The organism is Streptomyces sp. NPDC046465, from assembly GCF_040646035.1.
Classification (GTDB): domain Bacteria; phylum Actinomycetota; class Actinomycetes; order Streptomycetales; family Streptomycetaceae; genus Streptomyces.
This window is the reverse complement of the sequence record NZ_JBEYZK010000016.1, coordinates 47,610-62,800: the sequence shown is the minus strand read 5'-3', so window position 1 is coordinate 62,800 and position 15,191 is coordinate 47,610. Positions and strand designations below refer to the sequence as shown.

Annotated in this window: 14 protein-coding genes; 11 read left to right on the top strand and 3 right to left on the bottom strand. The window is 72.2% G+C overall.

The features are described 5' to 3' along the window. Positions 1-40: 40 nt before the first annotated feature. Positions 41-2,188, top strand: coding sequence for a family 16 glycoside hydrolase (locus ABZ953_RS24825; protein ID WP_361727747.1), 2,148 nt, complete (start codon positions 41-43; stop codon positions 2,186-2,188). 150 nt (positions 2,189-2,338) lie between these two features. Here ABZ953_RS24825 and ligD read toward each other — a convergent pair whose 3' ends face one another. Both ligD and ABZ953_RS24815 read right to left on the bottom strand, forming a co-directional pair. After that, entirely contained in the window at positions 2,339-3,370 is a 1,032-nt protein-coding gene (gene ligD, locus ABZ953_RS24820) for a non-homologous end-joining DNA ligase (protein ID WP_361727463.1), read from the bottom strand. A gap of 120 nt (positions 3,371-3,490) precedes the next feature. Further along, on the bottom strand, positions 3,491-4,330 hold the full coding sequence (locus tag ABZ953_RS24815) for an NAD(P)H-binding protein (protein ID WP_361727461.1): 840 nt from the start codon (positions 4,328-4,330) through the stop codon (positions 3,491-3,493). A 108-nt stretch (positions 4,331-4,438) separates the two neighbouring features. On the opposite strand from ABZ953_RS24815, the gene ABZ953_RS24810 reads away from it, so the two are divergent. The 4 genes from ABZ953_RS24810 to ABZ953_RS24795 all read left to right on the top strand — a co-directional run bounded on the left by ABZ953_RS24810 (position 4,439) and on the right by ABZ953_RS24795 (position 8,887). Continuing rightward, a complete protein-coding gene (locus tag ABZ953_RS24810) occupies positions 4,439-4,801 on the top strand; it encodes a helix-turn-helix domain-containing protein (RefSeq protein ID WP_361727459.1) in 363 nt (120 codons plus the stop codon). An 89-nt stretch (positions 4,802-4,890) separates the two neighbouring features. Continuing rightward, positions 4,891-5,961 (top strand): ATP-dependent DNA ligase, encoded by a 1,071-nt coding sequence (locus ABZ953_RS24805; protein ID WP_361727457.1) that lies wholly within the window; start codon positions 4,891-4,893, stop codon positions 5,959-5,961. A 145-nt stretch (positions 5,962-6,106) separates the two neighbouring features. After that, the gene (locus ABZ953_RS24800) at positions 6,107-7,897 is read left to right on the top strand and encodes an FAD-dependent oxidoreductase (RefSeq protein WP_361727455.1); all 1,791 of its coding nucleotides are present in this window, start codon (positions 6,107-6,109) and stop codon (positions 7,895-7,897) included. A 42-nt stretch (positions 7,898-7,939) separates the two neighbouring features. Then, a complete protein-coding gene (locus ABZ953_RS24795; protein WP_361727453.1) occupies positions 7,940-8,887 on the top strand; it encodes a DUF3048 domain-containing protein in 948 nt (315 codons plus the stop codon). 6 nt (positions 8,888-8,893) lie between these two features. On the opposite strand, the gene ABZ953_RS24790 is transcribed toward ABZ953_RS24795, so the two are convergent. Beyond that, positions 8,894-9,376, bottom strand: coding sequence for a MarR family transcriptional regulator (locus tag ABZ953_RS24790; RefSeq protein WP_361727451.1), 483 nt, complete (start codon positions 9,374-9,376; stop codon positions 8,894-8,896). A 187-nt stretch (positions 9,377-9,563) separates the two neighbouring features. On the opposite strand from ABZ953_RS24790, the gene ABZ953_RS24785 reads away from it, so the two are divergent. From ABZ953_RS24785 to pcaD, 6 genes are all read left to right on the top strand, one after another. Further along, the gene (locus ABZ953_RS24785; RefSeq protein ID WP_361727449.1) at positions 9,564-10,346 is read left to right on the top strand and encodes a CoA transferase subunit A; all 783 of its coding nucleotides are present in this window, start codon (positions 9,564-9,566) and stop codon (positions 10,344-10,346) included. Next, positions 10,346-10,993, top strand: a complete 648-nt coding sequence (locus ABZ953_RS24780; protein WP_361727448.1) for a CoA transferase subunit B — start codon at positions 10,346-10,348, stop codon at positions 10,991-10,993. The genes ABZ953_RS24785 and ABZ953_RS24780 overlap by 1 nt, the downstream gene beginning before the upstream one ends. A 140-nt stretch (positions 10,994-11,133) precedes the next feature. After that, positions 11,134-11,862, top strand: coding sequence for a protocatechuate 3,4-dioxygenase subunit beta (pcaH, locus tag ABZ953_RS24775; RefSeq protein WP_361727745.1), 729 nt, complete (start codon positions 11,134-11,136; stop codon positions 11,860-11,862). Beyond that, positions 11,859-12,473, top strand: a complete 615-nt coding sequence (gene pcaG, locus ABZ953_RS24770; protein ID WP_361727446.1) for a protocatechuate 3,4-dioxygenase subunit alpha — start codon at positions 11,859-11,861, stop codon at positions 12,471-12,473. Before pcaH ends, pcaG begins: the two co-directional genes overlap by 4 nt. After that, positions 12,452-13,810, top strand: coding sequence for a 3-carboxy-cis,cis-muconate cycloisomerase (gene pcaB, locus ABZ953_RS24765; protein WP_361727743.1), 1,359 nt, complete (start codon positions 12,452-12,454; stop codon positions 13,808-13,810). Before pcaG ends, pcaB begins: the two co-directional genes overlap by 22 nt. After that, on the top strand, positions 13,807-14,943 hold the full coding sequence (gene pcaD / locus ABZ953_RS24760; RefSeq protein WP_361727444.1) for a 3-oxoadipate enol-lactonase: 1,137 nt from the start codon (positions 13,807-13,809) through the stop codon (positions 14,941-14,943). Before pcaB ends, pcaD begins: the two co-directional genes overlap by 4 nt. Positions 14,944-15,191: the final 248 nt, after the last annotated feature.

Below are 15,191 nucleotides of genomic sequence, written 5' to 3'. Positions count from 1 at the left end.
AAGGCGAAGACTGTACGCGGCGCTCTTCGTGGCGCTCCTGATGGTGCTCGGGCTGACCTCGACCACGGCCGCGGCGCGCCCCGACGACACCGGCCCCGCCGCGGCCCAGACCCTCACCTGGACCGCCGACAACGACATCAGCAAGTACAAGTCGGTGCCCACCACGGCGGTGGCGGGGCCGACGACGATCGTCTTCGAGAACAGCGAGGCGACCGGCAACACCACGGGCATGCCGCACACGCTGACGTTCGACACCTCCGACCCGGAGTACAACAACGACGTCACGCTGAACGTCCTGGCCAACCCCAACGACGACCAGGGCGGCAAGCACACCGCCGAGGTCACGCTCACCCCGGGCCGCTACCGCTACCACTGCACCATCCCGGGCCACGGGTCGATGCAGGGCATCCTGGTGGTGACCGAGGGCGGCGGCCAGGACACCACCGCGCCACAGGCCTCGGCGAAGGTCGAGGGGACCACCAACTCCGCCGGTGAGTACGTCGGTTCGGCCACCGTGGCGGTGACCGCGACGGACGAGGGGTCCGGCGTCGACACGGTCGAGTACGCGGTCGGGGCGGACGGCGCCTGGCAGCCGTACACCGCGCCGGTCGTCGTCGACCAGGTCGGCACGCACAAGATCCGCTGCCGGGCCACCGACAAGGCGGGCAACGTGTCGGCCGAGAAGTCCGCGGACTTCAAGGTCGTCGCGCCGCCGACGGACGACAAAACGCCGCCCGAGACGTCCGCCACGGTGACCGGGGACAAGAACGACCAGGGGCAGTACGTCGGCATGGCGACCGTCACGGTGACGGCCTCCGACACCGGCTCCGGCGTCAACAGAATCGAGTACGCGGTCGGCGACGGCGCCTGGACCGCGTACACCGCGCCGGTCATGGTCCACGAGGCGGGCGCCCACAAGGTCCGCTACCGCGCCGCCGACAAGGCGGGCAACCAGGCGGCCGAGAAGGCTGTCGAGTTCACCGTGGTCACGGCGCCCGTCGAGGACAGGACGCCGCCGGAGACGTCGGCGAAGGTCGAGGGCGACAAGGACTCGGACGGCGCCTACCTCGGAAAGGCGAAGGTGACGGTCAGCGCCACGGACGCCGGGTCGGGCGTCGCCAAGGTCGAGTACTCCCTGGACGGCGGCCCCTACCTCGCGTACGCGGCGCCGGTCGTCGTCGACCGCGTGGGACGGCACAGCGTGGCCTACCGGGCGAGCGACAAGGCGGGCAACTCCGCAGCGGCCAGAACCGTGTCGTTCACCGTCACCGAGGGCGGCGGAGTCCCGGCTCCCAACTGCCCCGAGTACGACGAGCGGTTGACGGTCTTCGTGGGCACGGTCGACACGGGCATCCCGAACCGCGTCACCAACAACCGGTGCCGTGTGGGCGAGTTGATCGAGGACGAGAAGGAGTGGACCTCGCACGCGCTCTTCCTGAAGCACGTCAAGGGCGTGACGGACAAGCTCCTGAAGGCGGGTGAGATCGACCAGCGCGAGTACAGCAAGATCAACAAGGCCGCCAAGCAGTCCGGCATCGGCAAGCCCGGCCAGACGGACGGCTACCGCAAGATCTTCGACGGCACCCAGGCCTCCCTGAACAAGTGGGAGCAGGTCGGCGGCGGCAAGTTCGGCCTGAACCCCGACGGTTCGATCACCAGCAGCACCACCGTCGAGGGCATGGGCATGCTCTGGTTCCCCCAGCGCAAGTACGGCGACTTCTCGCTGAAGCTCCAGTGGCGGGACGACGCGCCGGGCAACGGCAACGCCAACGGCGGTGTGTTCGTACGCTTCCCACAGGTCCACAACCACCCGGAGGAGTCGCGTCCGGAGTGGGTCGCCATCAAGTACGGGCACGAGGTGCAGGCGCTCGACAGGCCCGACGGCGACATGTACAAGACCGGGTCGATCTACGGCTTCGACCGGGTGGGACTCGCGGGCGCGCACGTCACCCCGAAGGGCACGTGGAACGACTACGAGATCCGGGTGGTGGACCAGCACTACTCGGTCTACCGCAACGGTGTCCTGCTCAACGAGTTCGACAACACGGGCGGCCAGGCCTTCACGCCGCCGCGCGGCGACGACCCGGGCACGGACGGGCGGCGGTACTCGTCCGGCTACCTCGGGCTCCAGGTGCACGGGGTCACTGACGTGATCTCGTACCGGGACGTGCGGATCAAGGAGCTGTAAGACGTGCGGATCAAGGAGCTGTAACCGGCCTCCGGGGCCATCCGGGATCCGCGCTTCGTCCAGCACTGCGGCGCCTCCACCCGTACGGGGTGGAGGCGCCGTCGCCGTACCGTCCGGTCCGGCGCGAGGAGCAGCGCGGGCGCTCCCGCGCTACTCCTCGTGCTTGGCGCGGCTCGGCTGGACGCGCTTCGGCTCGCCCGGCATCTTGGGGTACTCCGGCGGATACGGCAGGTCACCGAGCCCGTGGTCCTTCTCGTCCTTGGTGGCCAGTTCGAGGAGCGCCTCCAGGGAGTACGCCCGGTCCTCCATGGCCGCGTGCACGTCACCGACCTCGGCGAAGCGGCCCGGCATCGTGGCGAGGTCGAAGTCCTCCGGTACGGCGTCGTCGATTTCGTCCCAGCGCAGCGGCGCCGATACCGGGGCGTGCGGGCGAGCCCGTACCGAGTAGGCGGAGGCGATCGTGCGGTCCCTCGCGGTCTGGTTGTAGTCCACGAAGATCTTGGAACCCCGCTCCTCCTTCCACCACGCCGTGGTCACCGCGTCCGGCATCCGCCGCTCCAGCTCCCGCCCGCAGGCGATCGCGGCCCGCCGCACCTGGGTGAAGGTCCAGCGCGGCTCGATGGGCACGAAGACGTGCAGGCCGCGACCCCCTGAGGTCTTGGGCCAGCCCACGAGTCCCCCGAACTCCGCCAGGACGTCGCGGAGTTCGTGGGCGGCCCGCACCGCGTCGGCGTAGTCCGTGCCGGGCTGCGGATCGAGGTCGATGCGGAGCTCGTCGGGGTGGTCGAGGTCGTCACCCCGCACCGGCCAGGGGTGGAAGGTGAGGGTGTTGTACTGCGCGGCCCAGATGACCGCGGCCACCTCGGTGGGGCACATCTCGTCGGCCGTGCGGCCACTGGGGAAGGAGATGGTGGCGGTGGGGATCCAGTCGGGGTGGTTCTTCGGGACGCGCTTCTGGTAGAAGAACTCACCGGCCGCCCCGTCCGGGTAGCGCTGGAGTGTGGTGGGGCGGTTCCTGAGGGCCCGGAGGATGCCGGGGCCGACGGCCACGAAGTACTCGGCGAGGTCCAGCTTGGTGAACCCCCGCTCGGGAAAGACGACCCGGTCGGGGCTGGAGAGCCGCACCTCCCGCTCCCCCGTGTCGATCTGCACGGCCGCGCTCTTGCCGTTGGCTGCACCCATGCGAGCCACGCTAAGCGTGCCGGACATCCAGCGCACACCGGGCGATAAGCAGCGTTTCGGAACGTGCTCGAACGTACGTTCCATAGGGAGGGTGGGCCGTCACCACAGCGCCGACCTCCCTCAGCGGAACGCGGCGACATTACGGGCTGCCCAGTCGGCGAAGGAACGAGGCTCCCGGCCGAGAATCCGCCGCACGTCCGGGCTGACGCGCAGCTCGGCCGCGTTCGGGGCGCCGAGGATGTCCAGGGTGTCGTCGGCGAGCTCCGCCGGCATGGTCTGCACCATGGCGGCCTTGGCCTCCTCGCGGGTGAGCTCGTGAAACCGTACGGGCGAGCCCAGCGCGGCGGCGATGGCCTCCGTCTGGCCTCGTGGCGTGATTACCTGAGGCCCCGTCAGTTCGTATACGCCGCCCGCGTGCCGGTCCTCAAGGAGGCAGGCGGCAGCGACCTCGGCGATGTCCGCCGGGTCGACGACCGGCACCCCGATGTCACCGAAGGGCGCGGCGACGACCTGGTGCGCGCGGACGGACTCGGCCCACCACAGGGCGTTGGAGGCGAAGCCACCCGGCCGCAGGATGGCCCAGTCGAGGCCGGACGCCCTCAGCACGTCCTCCAGTTCGCGCATCGCGATCCGCGTCGTACCGAAGGGCCTGCTCGTCACGCCCAGCGTGGAGAGCAGGACGACCCGGCGGACCCCGGCGGCCTCGGCCCTGCCGATGATGTCGGCCGGCGTGGCCCCGATGGCGTGCAGGTCGCCGGAGAGCAGCAGGAACAACGCCTTCGCCCCGGCCAACGCGGGTTCGAGCCCGGCCGGTTCGGCCAGGTCGACCGACAGGTGGCGCACGCCGACCGGCGCCGCCACGGCGTGCCGCGACACCGTCGTCACCGCCTCGCCCGCTTCGACCAGCGCCTGCGTCAACGGCCGGCCGATGTTCCCGGTTGCTCCGGTCACCACGATCATGAGCTGCTCCTTGTGCGATGTGCTGTGTGTCCGATGTGCTGTGTGGACGTGACGCTAGGAGGGGGAGCTCACTCTTGGTAAGCGCGTACCTTTGGGTAAGCTCCTGACATGGCTGAAGGCGCGCAGATCACACCGGTCGACGAGCAGGCGCGGTATGAGGTGTTTCACACCGACTGCCCCGCGCGCGACGTGATCGACCACGTGACCAGCAGGTGGGGCACCTGGGTGCTGATCGCCCTGGAGAGCAACAACCTGCGGTTCTTCGAACTGCGCGACAGCATCCGGGGCATCAGCGAGAAGATGCTCGCCCAGACCCTGCGCGCGCTGGTCCGGGACGGTCTGGTCTGGCGCGAGGTCGAGCCGACGACGCCGCCCCAGGTCACCTACGGGCTCACCGAGTTCGGTCAGGACATCAGCGAGCCGCTGGCGGACCTGTTCGGCCGGATCACGCGACGGATGTCCCCCGCCTGAACAGGCGACCTGAGCAGGCGGGCTGAACAGGCGCCCTGAACGGGCGGGCTGAACGGGCGGGCTGTCCGTGCGCCTCTTAGGTTTGAGCCATGGATCTGCCGGTGATGCCGCCCGTGAAGCCCATGCTCGCCAAGCCCGTGGCGAAGATTCCGCCGGGCATGCAGTACGAGGCGAAGTGGGACGGGTTCCGCGCGATCGTCTTCAGGGACGGCGAAGAGGTCGAGATCGGCAGCCGCACCGGGAAGCCCCTGAGCCGCTACTTCCCCGAGCTGGTGACAGCCCTGCGGGAGCGCCTGCCGGAGCGCTGCGTGGTGGACGGCGAGATCGTGATCGTCAGGGACAGCCATCTGGACTTCGACGCGCTCACTGAGCGTATCCACCCCGCCGCTTCCCGCGTGACCCTCCTGGCCGAACGCACGCCCGCGTCGTTCGTGGCGTTCGACCTCCTCGCGCTCGCGGACGAGCAGCTGCTCGACGTGGGCCTGACCGACCGGCGGGCCCTCCTGGTGAAGGCGCTGTCGGGCGTCACGCCGCCCGTCCATCTGGCGCCCGCGACCACGGATCCCGAGACGGCGCAGAGCTGGTTCGAGCAGTTCGAGGGGGCGGGCCTCGACGGCGTCATCGCGAAGCCGCTCGACCTGGCGTACCGGCAGAACGAACGCCTGATGTTCAAGATCAAGCACGAGCGCACGGCGGACTGCGTGGTCGCGGGCTACCGCTTCCACAAGAGCGGCCCCGTCGTCGGCTCGCTGCTGCTCGGTCTCTACGACGACGCGGGCGCCCTGCAGCACGTGGGCGTGTGCGCGGCGTTCTCGATGAAGCGCCGCGCCGAGCTCGTCGATGAGCTGGAGCCACTGCGGATGGACGCCGCCGCCGGGCACCCGTGGGCGGCCTGGACGGACGAGGCGGCCCACGAGACGGCACGGCTGCCCGGCGCCCCGAGCCGCTGGTCGGGCAAGAAGGACCTCTCCTGGGTGCCGCTGCGCCCGGAGCGGGTGTGCGAGGTGGCGTACGACCACATGGAGGGCGGGCGGCGCTTCCGCCACACGGCCGCCTTCCGCAGGTGGCGCGCGGACCGCGACCCGGAGAGCTGTACGTACGCGCAACTTGAGCAGCCGGTGCGGTACGACCTGGCGGATGTGCTCGGCTCCGCCGGCTGACCGGCGCACGCACCCCTGAGGCCGCAGCGAGCACCGCAATCACGCCAATGTGCGATCAGGCTCCCGCGCACCTTCCACCCCACCGGCCGTGACCGTAAGCTCCCTCGCCTGACACGTCAGTTACCGACGGTAATGGGGGCGGGGCATGGGGCACAGCGGTGCCGAGGGACATACGCGGCGGGGGTTCGTCGCGGGGGCCGCGGCGGTCGGCGGGGCCGCCGCCCTTGGGGTGGGCGTGGGGGCGCTGCCCGCGGCGGCCGCACCGGGAGCTCCCGGGGCGCGGCAGTCCGTGGCCGTCCTCGGCGGCGGTGTCGCGGGGCTGACCGCCGCCCACGAGCTGGCCGAGCGGGGCTTCGCCGTCACCGTCTACGAACGCCGGGCGCTCGGCGGCAAGGCGCGCAGCATGGACGTGCCGGACAGCGCGAAGGGCAACCGCAAACCGCTGCCCGGCGAGCACGGCTTCCGCTTCATCCCCGGCATCTACCACAACCTCCCGGACACCATGCGCCGCATCCCCTTCCCCGGGAACGCGAACGGCGTGTGGGACAACCTGGTCGCGCCGCGCGAGATGTCGTTCGCCCGCACCGGCCGCGAGGACATCCGGATGCCGATCCCCTGGCCGGGCGGCACACCGGAGAAGCTCACCCTCGACGACATCCGGCGGGCGCTCGGCGCGCTGCTCGACACCGCGTTCAACCTTCCGGCGCACGAGGCCGCGTACTTCGTGAACCGCGCCCTGGTCTTCCTCACCAGCTGCGACGAGCGCCGCGAGGACGACTGGGAGTCGATGCCCTGGTGGGAGTTCACGCGGGCCGAGCGGATGTCGAAGGACTACCAGCGCATCCTCGTCATCGGCGTCACCCGCAACATCGTGGCGACGAAGGCCGAGGAGGCCAGCACCCGTACCGTCGGCACGCTCGGGGAGGCCTTCGTCCTCAACGCGCTCGGCCAGGGCGCGGACGGCCCGCCCGACCGGATCCTGAACGCCCCGACGAACGAGGCGTGGATCGACCCGTGGGTGGCTCGCCTCAAGGCCCTCGGCGTGGAGTTCCGCATCGGCTGGACCGTGCGCGAGCTGGGGTTCGACGGCAGCCGCATCACCAAGACCGTCGTCGAGGATCCCGACGGCGTACGGCGTGACGTCACCGCCGACCACTACGTCCAGGCCATGCCGGTGGAGCACGCGCGCCGGACGTGGAGCGCGCGATTGAAGGCGGCCGATCCGCAGTTGGCGCGCTGCGACAAGCTGGAGACGGACTGGATGACGGGCATCCAGTTCTATCTGACGGAGCGTCCGGCGGTCGTGCGGGGCCACTTCAACCTCATCGACTCGCCCTGGTCGCTGACGGGCATCGCCCAGGCGGGGCACTGGCCGGAGCGGGACTTCCCCGCCGACTACGGCGACGGCGTGGCCGTCGACTGTCTGTCGGTGGACATCTCCGAATGGGACAAGCCGGGAATCCTGTACGGCAAGACGGCCAAGCAGTGCACCCGGGAGGAGGTCGCCAAGGAGGTGTGGGCGCAGCTCAAGGCGGCCCTCAACGACACCGGCAGGACGGTCCTGAGCGACAGCAAGCTGCACTCGTGGTTCCTCGACCCGGGGGTGTCCGGCCTCGGCACGCCGAACCCGGTCAACGAGGACCAGCTCCTGATCCACCCCGTGGGCACGTTCCACAACCGCCCCTCGGCCGCCACGAAGGTCCCGAACCTCTTCCTCGCGGGCGACTACGTCTCCGTGGACATCGACCTCGCGACGATGGAGGGCGCCAACGCCGCGGCCCGACAGGCGGTCAACGCCCTGCTCGACCGGGTGGGTTCGGACCAGAAGCGGTGCACGGTGACGCCGCTGTACCGCGTCCCGGAGATCGAGATCCTCAAGCGCCACGACCGCACCCGCTACCGGCTCGGTCTGCGCAACGCCCTTGATCTGGGCTGAGAGCGGGACTGCGAGCGGGCGCGTTCGGGGTAGGACTCCCGCATGAAACGGCGCACGGGACAGCGGACGCGTACACGGACCGGGGCGGCGGTGGCGATCGCGGTCGCCGCCCTGGCGTCCGGCTGCACCATCGGGCCCTCCGGGGCGGACGGGAATCCCCCGGCGGGAGCGGGGCGGGGCGGCGTGCTCGCCGTCAAGATCGACAACGTGGGCGCGGCGCGCCCGCAGACCGGCCTCGACGCGGCGGATGTCGTCTACGTGGAGCAGGTCGAGGCGGGCCTCAGCCGCCTGATGGCGGTGTTTGCCTCACGGCTGCCGCCCGCCGTCGGGCCCGTGCGCAGCGCGCGCGAGACGGATCTCGAACTCCTGCGGCAGTTCGACCGGCCCGCGCTCGCGTTCTCCGGGGCACAGTCCAAGCTCCTGCCGCTGATCGCGGGCGCGCCGGTGCGGGCGCTGCCGCCCGGCAGGGCGCCCGGCGGCGCCTACTACCGGGGCGGCGGGCGGGTCGCCCCGCACAATCTCTTCGTACGCCCGGCCGCCCTCAAGGCGGACCCGCGCGCGGGCGCCCTGGCGAGCACCGGCTTCCGGTTCGGGCCGCGCCCGGCGGGCGGCACGCCGCAGACCCGGCGGACCGTCCGCTTCCCCGCCGCGCGCTTCACCTTCGACTGGGTGGAGTACGAGGGGCGTTGGCGCGTCACGATGGACGGGCGGCGGGCGCGTACGTCCGCCGGCAAGGAGCTGGGCCCGTCGACGGTCGTCGTGCAGTACGTGAAGGTGCGCCCGTCCCGCTTCCACGACCGCGCGGGCAGCGTATCGCCGTTCACCGAGACGGTCGGCGAGGGCTCCGCGAGCGTGCTGCGGGACGGGCGCGCGTACAAGGCGCGGTGGAAGCGCCCGTCGGCCGGGGACGGCACCGACTTCACGACCGCCGACGGCAATCCGCTGGCGTTCGCGAAGGGTCAGGTGTGGGTCGTGTACGCGAAGGCGTGAGCCCCGTCAGGCGGAGGCCCCGGCAGCGGCTGCCGGGACCTCCGCCTGACGGGGGTTGCGGAGGTCTTCCGCCGCGTCCGCGACCCGCTGGATCAGGTCGAGGAAGACGGACCGCTCCTCGGCGGAGAGCGGCGCGAGGAGGACCTGGTTCATCCGGGCGGTGCGCACGGTCAGCCTGCGATGGGTGCGCCCGCCCTCGTCGGTGAGGCGCAGCAGGAAGCGGCGGCCGTCCGCCGGATCGCGGACCTTGTCGAGCAGCCCGCGGCGGATAAGGCGGGCGACGACCTCGGCGATGGTGGACCGGTCGAGTCCCACCCGCTCGCCCACGGTGCGCTGGTCGAGGCCGGGTTCGGCGACCAGGGCGTTGAGGACGGCGTACTGGGGCGAAGTGATCTCCTCGGACACCATCGTGTTCCACAGCAGGTGGTGCGCCTGCTGCAGGCGCCGGGCCAGGTGCCCGGGGTGGGTGGCCAGGTCCACCGCGGCCATGGGGTCCTCCGTTGCTTGGCGGCGAGAGAAATTTTTGTCAGTGCTCGAAAGAATACTCGCCGTCGTCCTGCAAATGAACGGGTCTTGCCAGCGAGTTGGCGTGCTCCTATCCTCGCCGAAATAGTCAGTGCGCTGACTAATTGCTCGTGCGCTGACCAACTGGCCGGAACGAGAGGGGGTTGCGCGGATGGACAAGGTGGTGGCCACGGCTGCCGACGCGGTGGCCGACGTCCGGGACGGGGCGTCGCTTGCGGTCGGCGGTTTCGGCCTGAGCGGCGTGCCGAACGAGCTGATACGCGCGCTGCACCGGTCCGGGGTCTCGGACCTGAAGGTCGTGTCCAACAACTGCGGGGCCATGGACTCGGGCCTCGCGGTGCTGCTCGCGGCGGGCCGCATCGCCCGCGTGACCGGCTCGTACATCGGCGCCAACAAGGAGTTCGCGCGGCAGTACCTGGGCGGTGAACTGGAGGTCGAGATGATCCCGCAGGGCACGCTCGCCGAACGGCTGCGGGCGGGCGGCACGGGCATCCCGGCGTTCTACACCCCTGCCGGGGTGGGCACGCAGGTCGCCGAGGGCGGGCTGCCGTGGCGCTACGACGGCGAGGGCGGCGTCGCGCTCGCGTCCCCGGCCAAGGAGGTACGGGAGTTCGACGGCGTCCCGTACGTCCTGGAGCACGGCATCCGCACCGACTACGCACTGGTGCGCGCGGCCCGTGGCGACCGGCACGGCAACCTCGTGTTCGGCAGGTCCGCCCGCAACTTCAACCCGCTCGCCGCCATGGCCGGGCACGTGACCGTCGCCGAGGTGGAGGAGCTGGTGGAGCCCGGCGCGATCGACCCGGACGCGGTGCACCTGCCGGGCATCTTCGTGCAGCGCGTAGTGGTGCTCACGCGTGAGCAGGCAGCCGACAAGGGCATCGAGCGGCGCACCGTCTCCGTTCCCGCGGCGTCGGGGGCGGTGGACGGCTGATGGCGTGGACCCGGGAGGAGATGGCCGCCCGCGCCGCACGCGAACTCCGCGACGGCCAGTACGTGAACCTGGGCATCGGCCTGCCCACCCTGATCCCCAACCACCTGCCACCGGACGTCGAAGTAGTCCTGGAGTCGGAGAACGGCATCCTCGGAGTCGGCCCCTACCCCACGGAGTCGGAGGTCGACCCCGACCTGATCAACGCGGGCAAGGAGACCGTGACCGTGCTGCCCGGCGCCTCCTTCTTCGACTCCGCACTCTCCTTCGGGATGATCCGCGGCGGTCACATCGACGTCGCCGTCCTGGGCGCCATGCAGGTCTCCGCGCGCGGGGACCTCGCCAACTGGGCGGTCCCCGGGAAGATGATCACCGGTATCGGCGGCGCGATGGACCTCGTGCACGGCGCGCGGACGGTCGTCGTCGTCATGACGCACACCGCCAAGGACGGCACACCGAAGATCCTTGAGGAGTGCACGCTGCCGCTGACCGGCAGGGGCTGCGTCGACCGGATCATCACCGACCTCGGTGTCCTCGAAGTGACCGCGCACGGCCTGGAACTGATCGAACCGGCGCCGGGCGTCACCGCCGCGGAGATCGCCTCGAAGACAGCGGCCCGGGTCCACGTCCCCGCCGGGTTCTCGACGTAGGAGCCGGTGCCATATCCCTCGCGAGCAGCTCCACCGCGGCCGTGCCGCCCGCCACTTCTCCGTACGGAGCCCGAAGAACGGAGCCCCAAGCGATGTCCCTGACCACCGATCCCCTGCCCGACGGACTCAGCCAGGACGCGATGGACGCCGAGGTCGCGAAGGCCAGGGCCGCGTCGCCCGGCGCGCACCACCCGCCACGCGACTACCCGCCCTATCGGAGCAGCCATCTGCGCCACCCGAAGCGGCCGCTGGTCCCGCTGCGCGACCCGGAGGCGGTGGAGCTGAGCGGGCCCGCGTTCGGCGTCACCGATGTCGCCGCCCTCGACAGCGATCTGACACGGCAGCACGCGGGCGAGCCACTCGGGGAGCGCATCACCGTGAGCGGCCGGGTCCTGGACCGCAGGGGGCGGCCCGTGCGCGGGCAGCTCGTCGAGCTGTGGCAGGCGAACGCGTCGGGCCGGTACGCCCACCAGAGGGACCGGCACCCGGCGCCCCTCGACCCCCACTTCACGGGCTTCGGCCGCTGCCTCACCGACGACGACGGCGGATACGCGTTCACCACCGTCAAGCCGGGCGCCTACCCCTGGCGCAACCACGTCAACGCCTGGCGCCCCGCGCACCTGCACTTCTCGCTGTTCGGCACGGCGTTCACCCAGCGCCTCGTGACCCAGATGTACTTCCCCGGCGATCCGCTCCTCCCCTACGACCCGGTCCTTCGCTCGGTGACCGACGCGTCGGCCCGCCAACGTCTCGTCTGCGCCTACGACCACGCCCTGTCCGTTCCCGAGTGGTCTCTCGGCCACCGCTGGGACATCGTCCTGGACGGCCCGTCCGCGACGCTCTTCGAGGAGGACGGCCCGCGCCGATGACGCACCCACCGACCCCTCCGCGCCCGAGGACCGCACCCGCCACGGACGCATACGCCCCCACGCCCTCCCAGACCATCGGCCCCTTCTACGGGTACGCGCTGCCCTTCTCACGCGGCGGCGAGGTCGCGCCCGTCGGCCACCCCGACACGATCACCCTCCACGGGTACGTGTTCGACGGCGCCGGACAGCCCGTACCCGACGCCCTGATCGAGACCTGGCAGCCCGCACCCGACTGCTCGCGCGCGGGAGCGCCCGGGTCGCTGCGGCACGATCCCGTCACCGGGCACGCCGTGGGGCGCGACGGTGTCGTGTTCACCGGGTTCGGCCGGGTCCCGACCGACGCGGACGGCCACTGGGCCGTGCGGACGCTGCCGCCCGGCGGCGTCTCGTACGTATCGGTCGCCGTCTTCGCGCGCGGACTGCTGCATCACCTGTACACACGCGCGTACTTGGTGGACGAACCCGGCGACGCGCTGCTCGCCGCCCTGCCCGAGGAGCGGCGCGCCACGCTGGTCGCCCGGGGGGAGGCCCCGCGCACCTACCGGTTCGACATCCGCCTCCAAGGGGACGGCGAGACGGTCTTCCTGGAATTTCCGCCGGGGTCCCCGTGAGCGGCCTGTTCTCGCCGGGGTGGACGGGCTCGCCCGCGGCCGACGCGACCTCCGACACCGCCTTCCTCGAAGCCCTGCTCGCCGTCGAGGCCGCGCTGACGCGCGCCCAGGCCTCGGTGGGGATGGCGCCCGCGGCCGCCGCGGCGGCGGTGACGGAGGCCGCCGCGGATCTCGGCCGGTACGACGTACAGGACATCGCTCTGCGCGCGCGGGAGGGCGGAAACCCGGTGATCCCGCTGGTGGCGGAGTTGACGGCGGCCGTGCCCGCCGATGCGGCGCCCTACGTCCACCGGGGCGCGACGAGCCAGGACATCCTGGACACGGCACTCATGCTGCTTTCCGCGCGGACGCTCGACCTGATCCTCGCCGATCTCGCGCGCACGGAGCAGGCGTTGGCAGGGCTCGCCCGCGCGCACCGGGACACCGTGATGCCGGGCCGCACGCTCACGCAGCACGCGGTGCCGACGACGTTCGGGCTGAAGGCCGCGGGCTGGCGGGCGCTGGTGCTCGACGCGCGGGACCGGGTCGTGGTCGTTCGGGGCGGTCTGCCGGTGCAGCTGGGCGGGGCGGCGGGGACGTTGGCTTCGTACGGGGCGTACGGGGGTTGTGGGGCGGACGGGGGTTCCGAGGTGGGGGCGGAGGCTCTGGTTGCCGCCTTTGCCCGGGAGCTCTCGCTGGAGGCTCCCCCGCTGCCCTGGCACACGCTCCGCACCCCCGTCGCCGACCTCGCCTCCGCCCTCGCCGTGACCACCGGCGCCCTCGGCAAGACCGCCGCCGACGTCCTCACGCTCTCCCGCACCGAGATCGCGGAGGTCTCCGAGGGCTCGGGCGGCGGCTCGTCCGCCATGCCGCACAAGGCCAACCCCGTACGCGCGACGCTCATCGCCGCCGCCGCCCGCCGCGCACCCGCCCTCGCGGCGACCCTCTACGGCTCGCTGGCCGCCGAGGACGAGCGGCCCGCAGGGGCCTGGCACGCCGAGTGGGAGCCGCTGCGCGACCTGCTGCGGCTGACCGGCGGCGCGGCCCGGGACGCGGCCGAGCTCGCCGAGAACCTGCGCGTGCACCCGGCGGCGATGCGCGAACACCTGGACCTCACCGGCGGGTTGATCGTCTCCGAACGGCTGGCCGCCGAGCTCGCGCCGCTGCTCGGCCGGGCCCGCGCGAAGGAGCTGCTGACCCGGACGGCCCGGCGCACCGAGGCCGAGGGGCGGACCCTCGCGGAGGTACTCGCCGACGAGCCCGCGCTGGGGGACATCGACCTCACCGAGCTCACCGATCCCACCCGCTACACCGGTCTCGCCGGTGTGCTCACCGACCGTGCCCTGGAGCGACGTTGACCATCGCAGCGAGCGGCAGGCTGCCGCACCACACCGTCGAGGGGGCCGCCACCGCTCCCCCGCTCCTCCTCGGCCCGTCCCTGGGCACCTCCACGGCTCTGTGGGACGGCGTCGCGCCAACTCTGCGAACCTCCCACCGGATCGTGCGCTGGGATCTGCCCGGCCACGGCGGCTCCCCCGCGGACCTGATCGGCCCCGGCGCGACCGTCGCCGAACTCGCGGCCCTCGTCCTCTCGCTCGCCGACTCCCTCGGCATCGACCGCTTCGCGTACGCCGGTGTCTCGCTCGGCGGCGCCGTCGGGCTGCATCTCGCGGCCCGGCATCCCGAGCGGGTGGCGGGCCTCGCCGTGATCTGCTCGTCGGCCCACTTCGGCGGCGCCGAACCGTGGCGGGAGCGGGCCGCTGTGGTGCGGCGCGAGGGTCTGGCGGGGCTCGCGGAGTCGGCGCCGCGGCGGTGGTTCACGCCCGGGTTCACGGTGCCCGCCCTGGTGGCCGCGCACCGGGCGGCCGACCCGGGGGCGTACGCGGCCTGCTGCGACGCCCTGGCCTCGTACGACATGCGGGACGCGCTGGCGTCGATCGAGGCGCCCACCCTGGTCGTCGCCGGACGCGAGGACCCGGCGACACCGCCCGCCCACGCGCGGGAGATCGCCGACGCCGTACCGGGCGCCGCCCTCCTGGAGCTCGCGGGCGCCTCCCACCTGGCGCCCGCCGAACGGCCCGACGCGGTCGCGGCGGCCCTGCGTTCCCACTTCGCCTGCGGCGCCCCGGAGAGCGGCACGGCCGTGCGGCGCGCCGTCCTCGGGGACGCGCACGTCGATCGCGCGCAGGCGAACACGACGGCGTTCACGGCCCGGTTCCAGGACTTCATCTCCCGCTACGCGTGGGGCGAGATCTGGACCGACCCCACGCTGGCGCGCCGCGAACGCAGCATGATCACGATGACCGCGCTGGTCGCCCGCGGCCACCTCGTCGAGCTGGCCCCGCACATCCGCGCCGCCCGCAGGATCGGCCTTACGCCCGAGGAGATCGGCGCGGTCCTGCTGCAGACGGCGGTCTACTGCGGCGTTCCCGCGGCCAACGCGGCGTTCGCGGTGGCCCAGGGTGTGCTCGCGGAGGAAGAGGGGCCCTAGGGCCCGTGTCGGAAGCCCCACCCAACCTGGCAGGTCAGCAGCCCGCCGGGCATGGCACTTGAGTCGTACGTCCAAGGTCGACTCCGGGTGTGCTATCGGCCCCGAGACGGACCTACGAGGTCGGCTTCGCAGGTGACGACCTTGATCACCCCGACGCCTAGCGTTCCTTGGGTGATCGGGAGTTCCCGCGGCGGTCTGCGACTCCGGTCGCGTCCCCATGCCGACGCGGAGGTTCCTCGTGCCAAGTT

Excerpts from the sequence above, each read along its gene's own strand:
- ABZ953_RS24825 (WP_361727747.1), top strand. The coding sequence starts at position 41 with ATGGTGCTCGGGCTGACCTCGACCACGGCCGCGGCGCGCCCCGACGAC.
- ligD (WP_361727463.1), bottom strand. The coding sequence starts at position 3,370 with ATGGGTGCAGCCAACGGCAAGAGCGCGGCCGTGCAGATCGACACGGGG.
- ABZ953_RS24815 (WP_361727461.1), bottom strand. The coding sequence starts at position 4,330 with ATGATCGTGGTGACCGGAGCAACCGGGAACATCGGCCGGCCGTTGACG.
- ABZ953_RS24810 (WP_361727459.1), top strand. The coding sequence starts at position 4,439 with ATGGCTGAAGGCGCGCAGATCACACCGGTCGACGAGCAGGCGCGGTAT.
- ABZ953_RS24805 (WP_361727457.1), top strand. The coding sequence starts at position 4,891 with ATGGATCTGCCGGTGATGCCGCCCGTGAAGCCCATGCTCGCCAAGCCC.
- ABZ953_RS24800 (WP_361727455.1), top strand. The coding sequence starts at position 6,107 with ATGGGGCACAGCGGTGCCGAGGGACATACGCGGCGGGGGTTCGTCGCG.
- ABZ953_RS24795 (WP_361727453.1), top strand. The coding sequence starts at position 7,940 with ATGAAACGGCGCACGGGACAGCGGACGCGTACACGGACCGGGGCGGCG.
- ABZ953_RS24790 (WP_361727451.1), bottom strand. The coding sequence starts at position 9,376 with ATGGCCGCGGTGGACCTGGCCACCCACCCCGGGCACCTGGCCCGGCGC.
- ABZ953_RS24785 (WP_361727449.1), top strand. The coding sequence starts at position 9,564 with ATGGACAAGGTGGTGGCCACGGCTGCCGACGCGGTGGCCGACGTCCGG.
- ABZ953_RS24780 (WP_361727448.1), top strand. The coding sequence starts at position 10,346 with ATGGCGTGGACCCGGGAGGAGATGGCCGCCCGCGCCGCACGCGAACTC.
- pcaH (WP_361727745.1), top strand. The coding sequence starts at position 11,134 with ATGGACGCCGAGGTCGCGAAGGCCAGGGCCGCGTCGCCCGGCGCGCAC.
- pcaG (WP_361727446.1), top strand. The coding sequence starts at position 11,859 with ATGACGCACCCACCGACCCCTCCGCGCCCGAGGACCGCACCCGCCACG.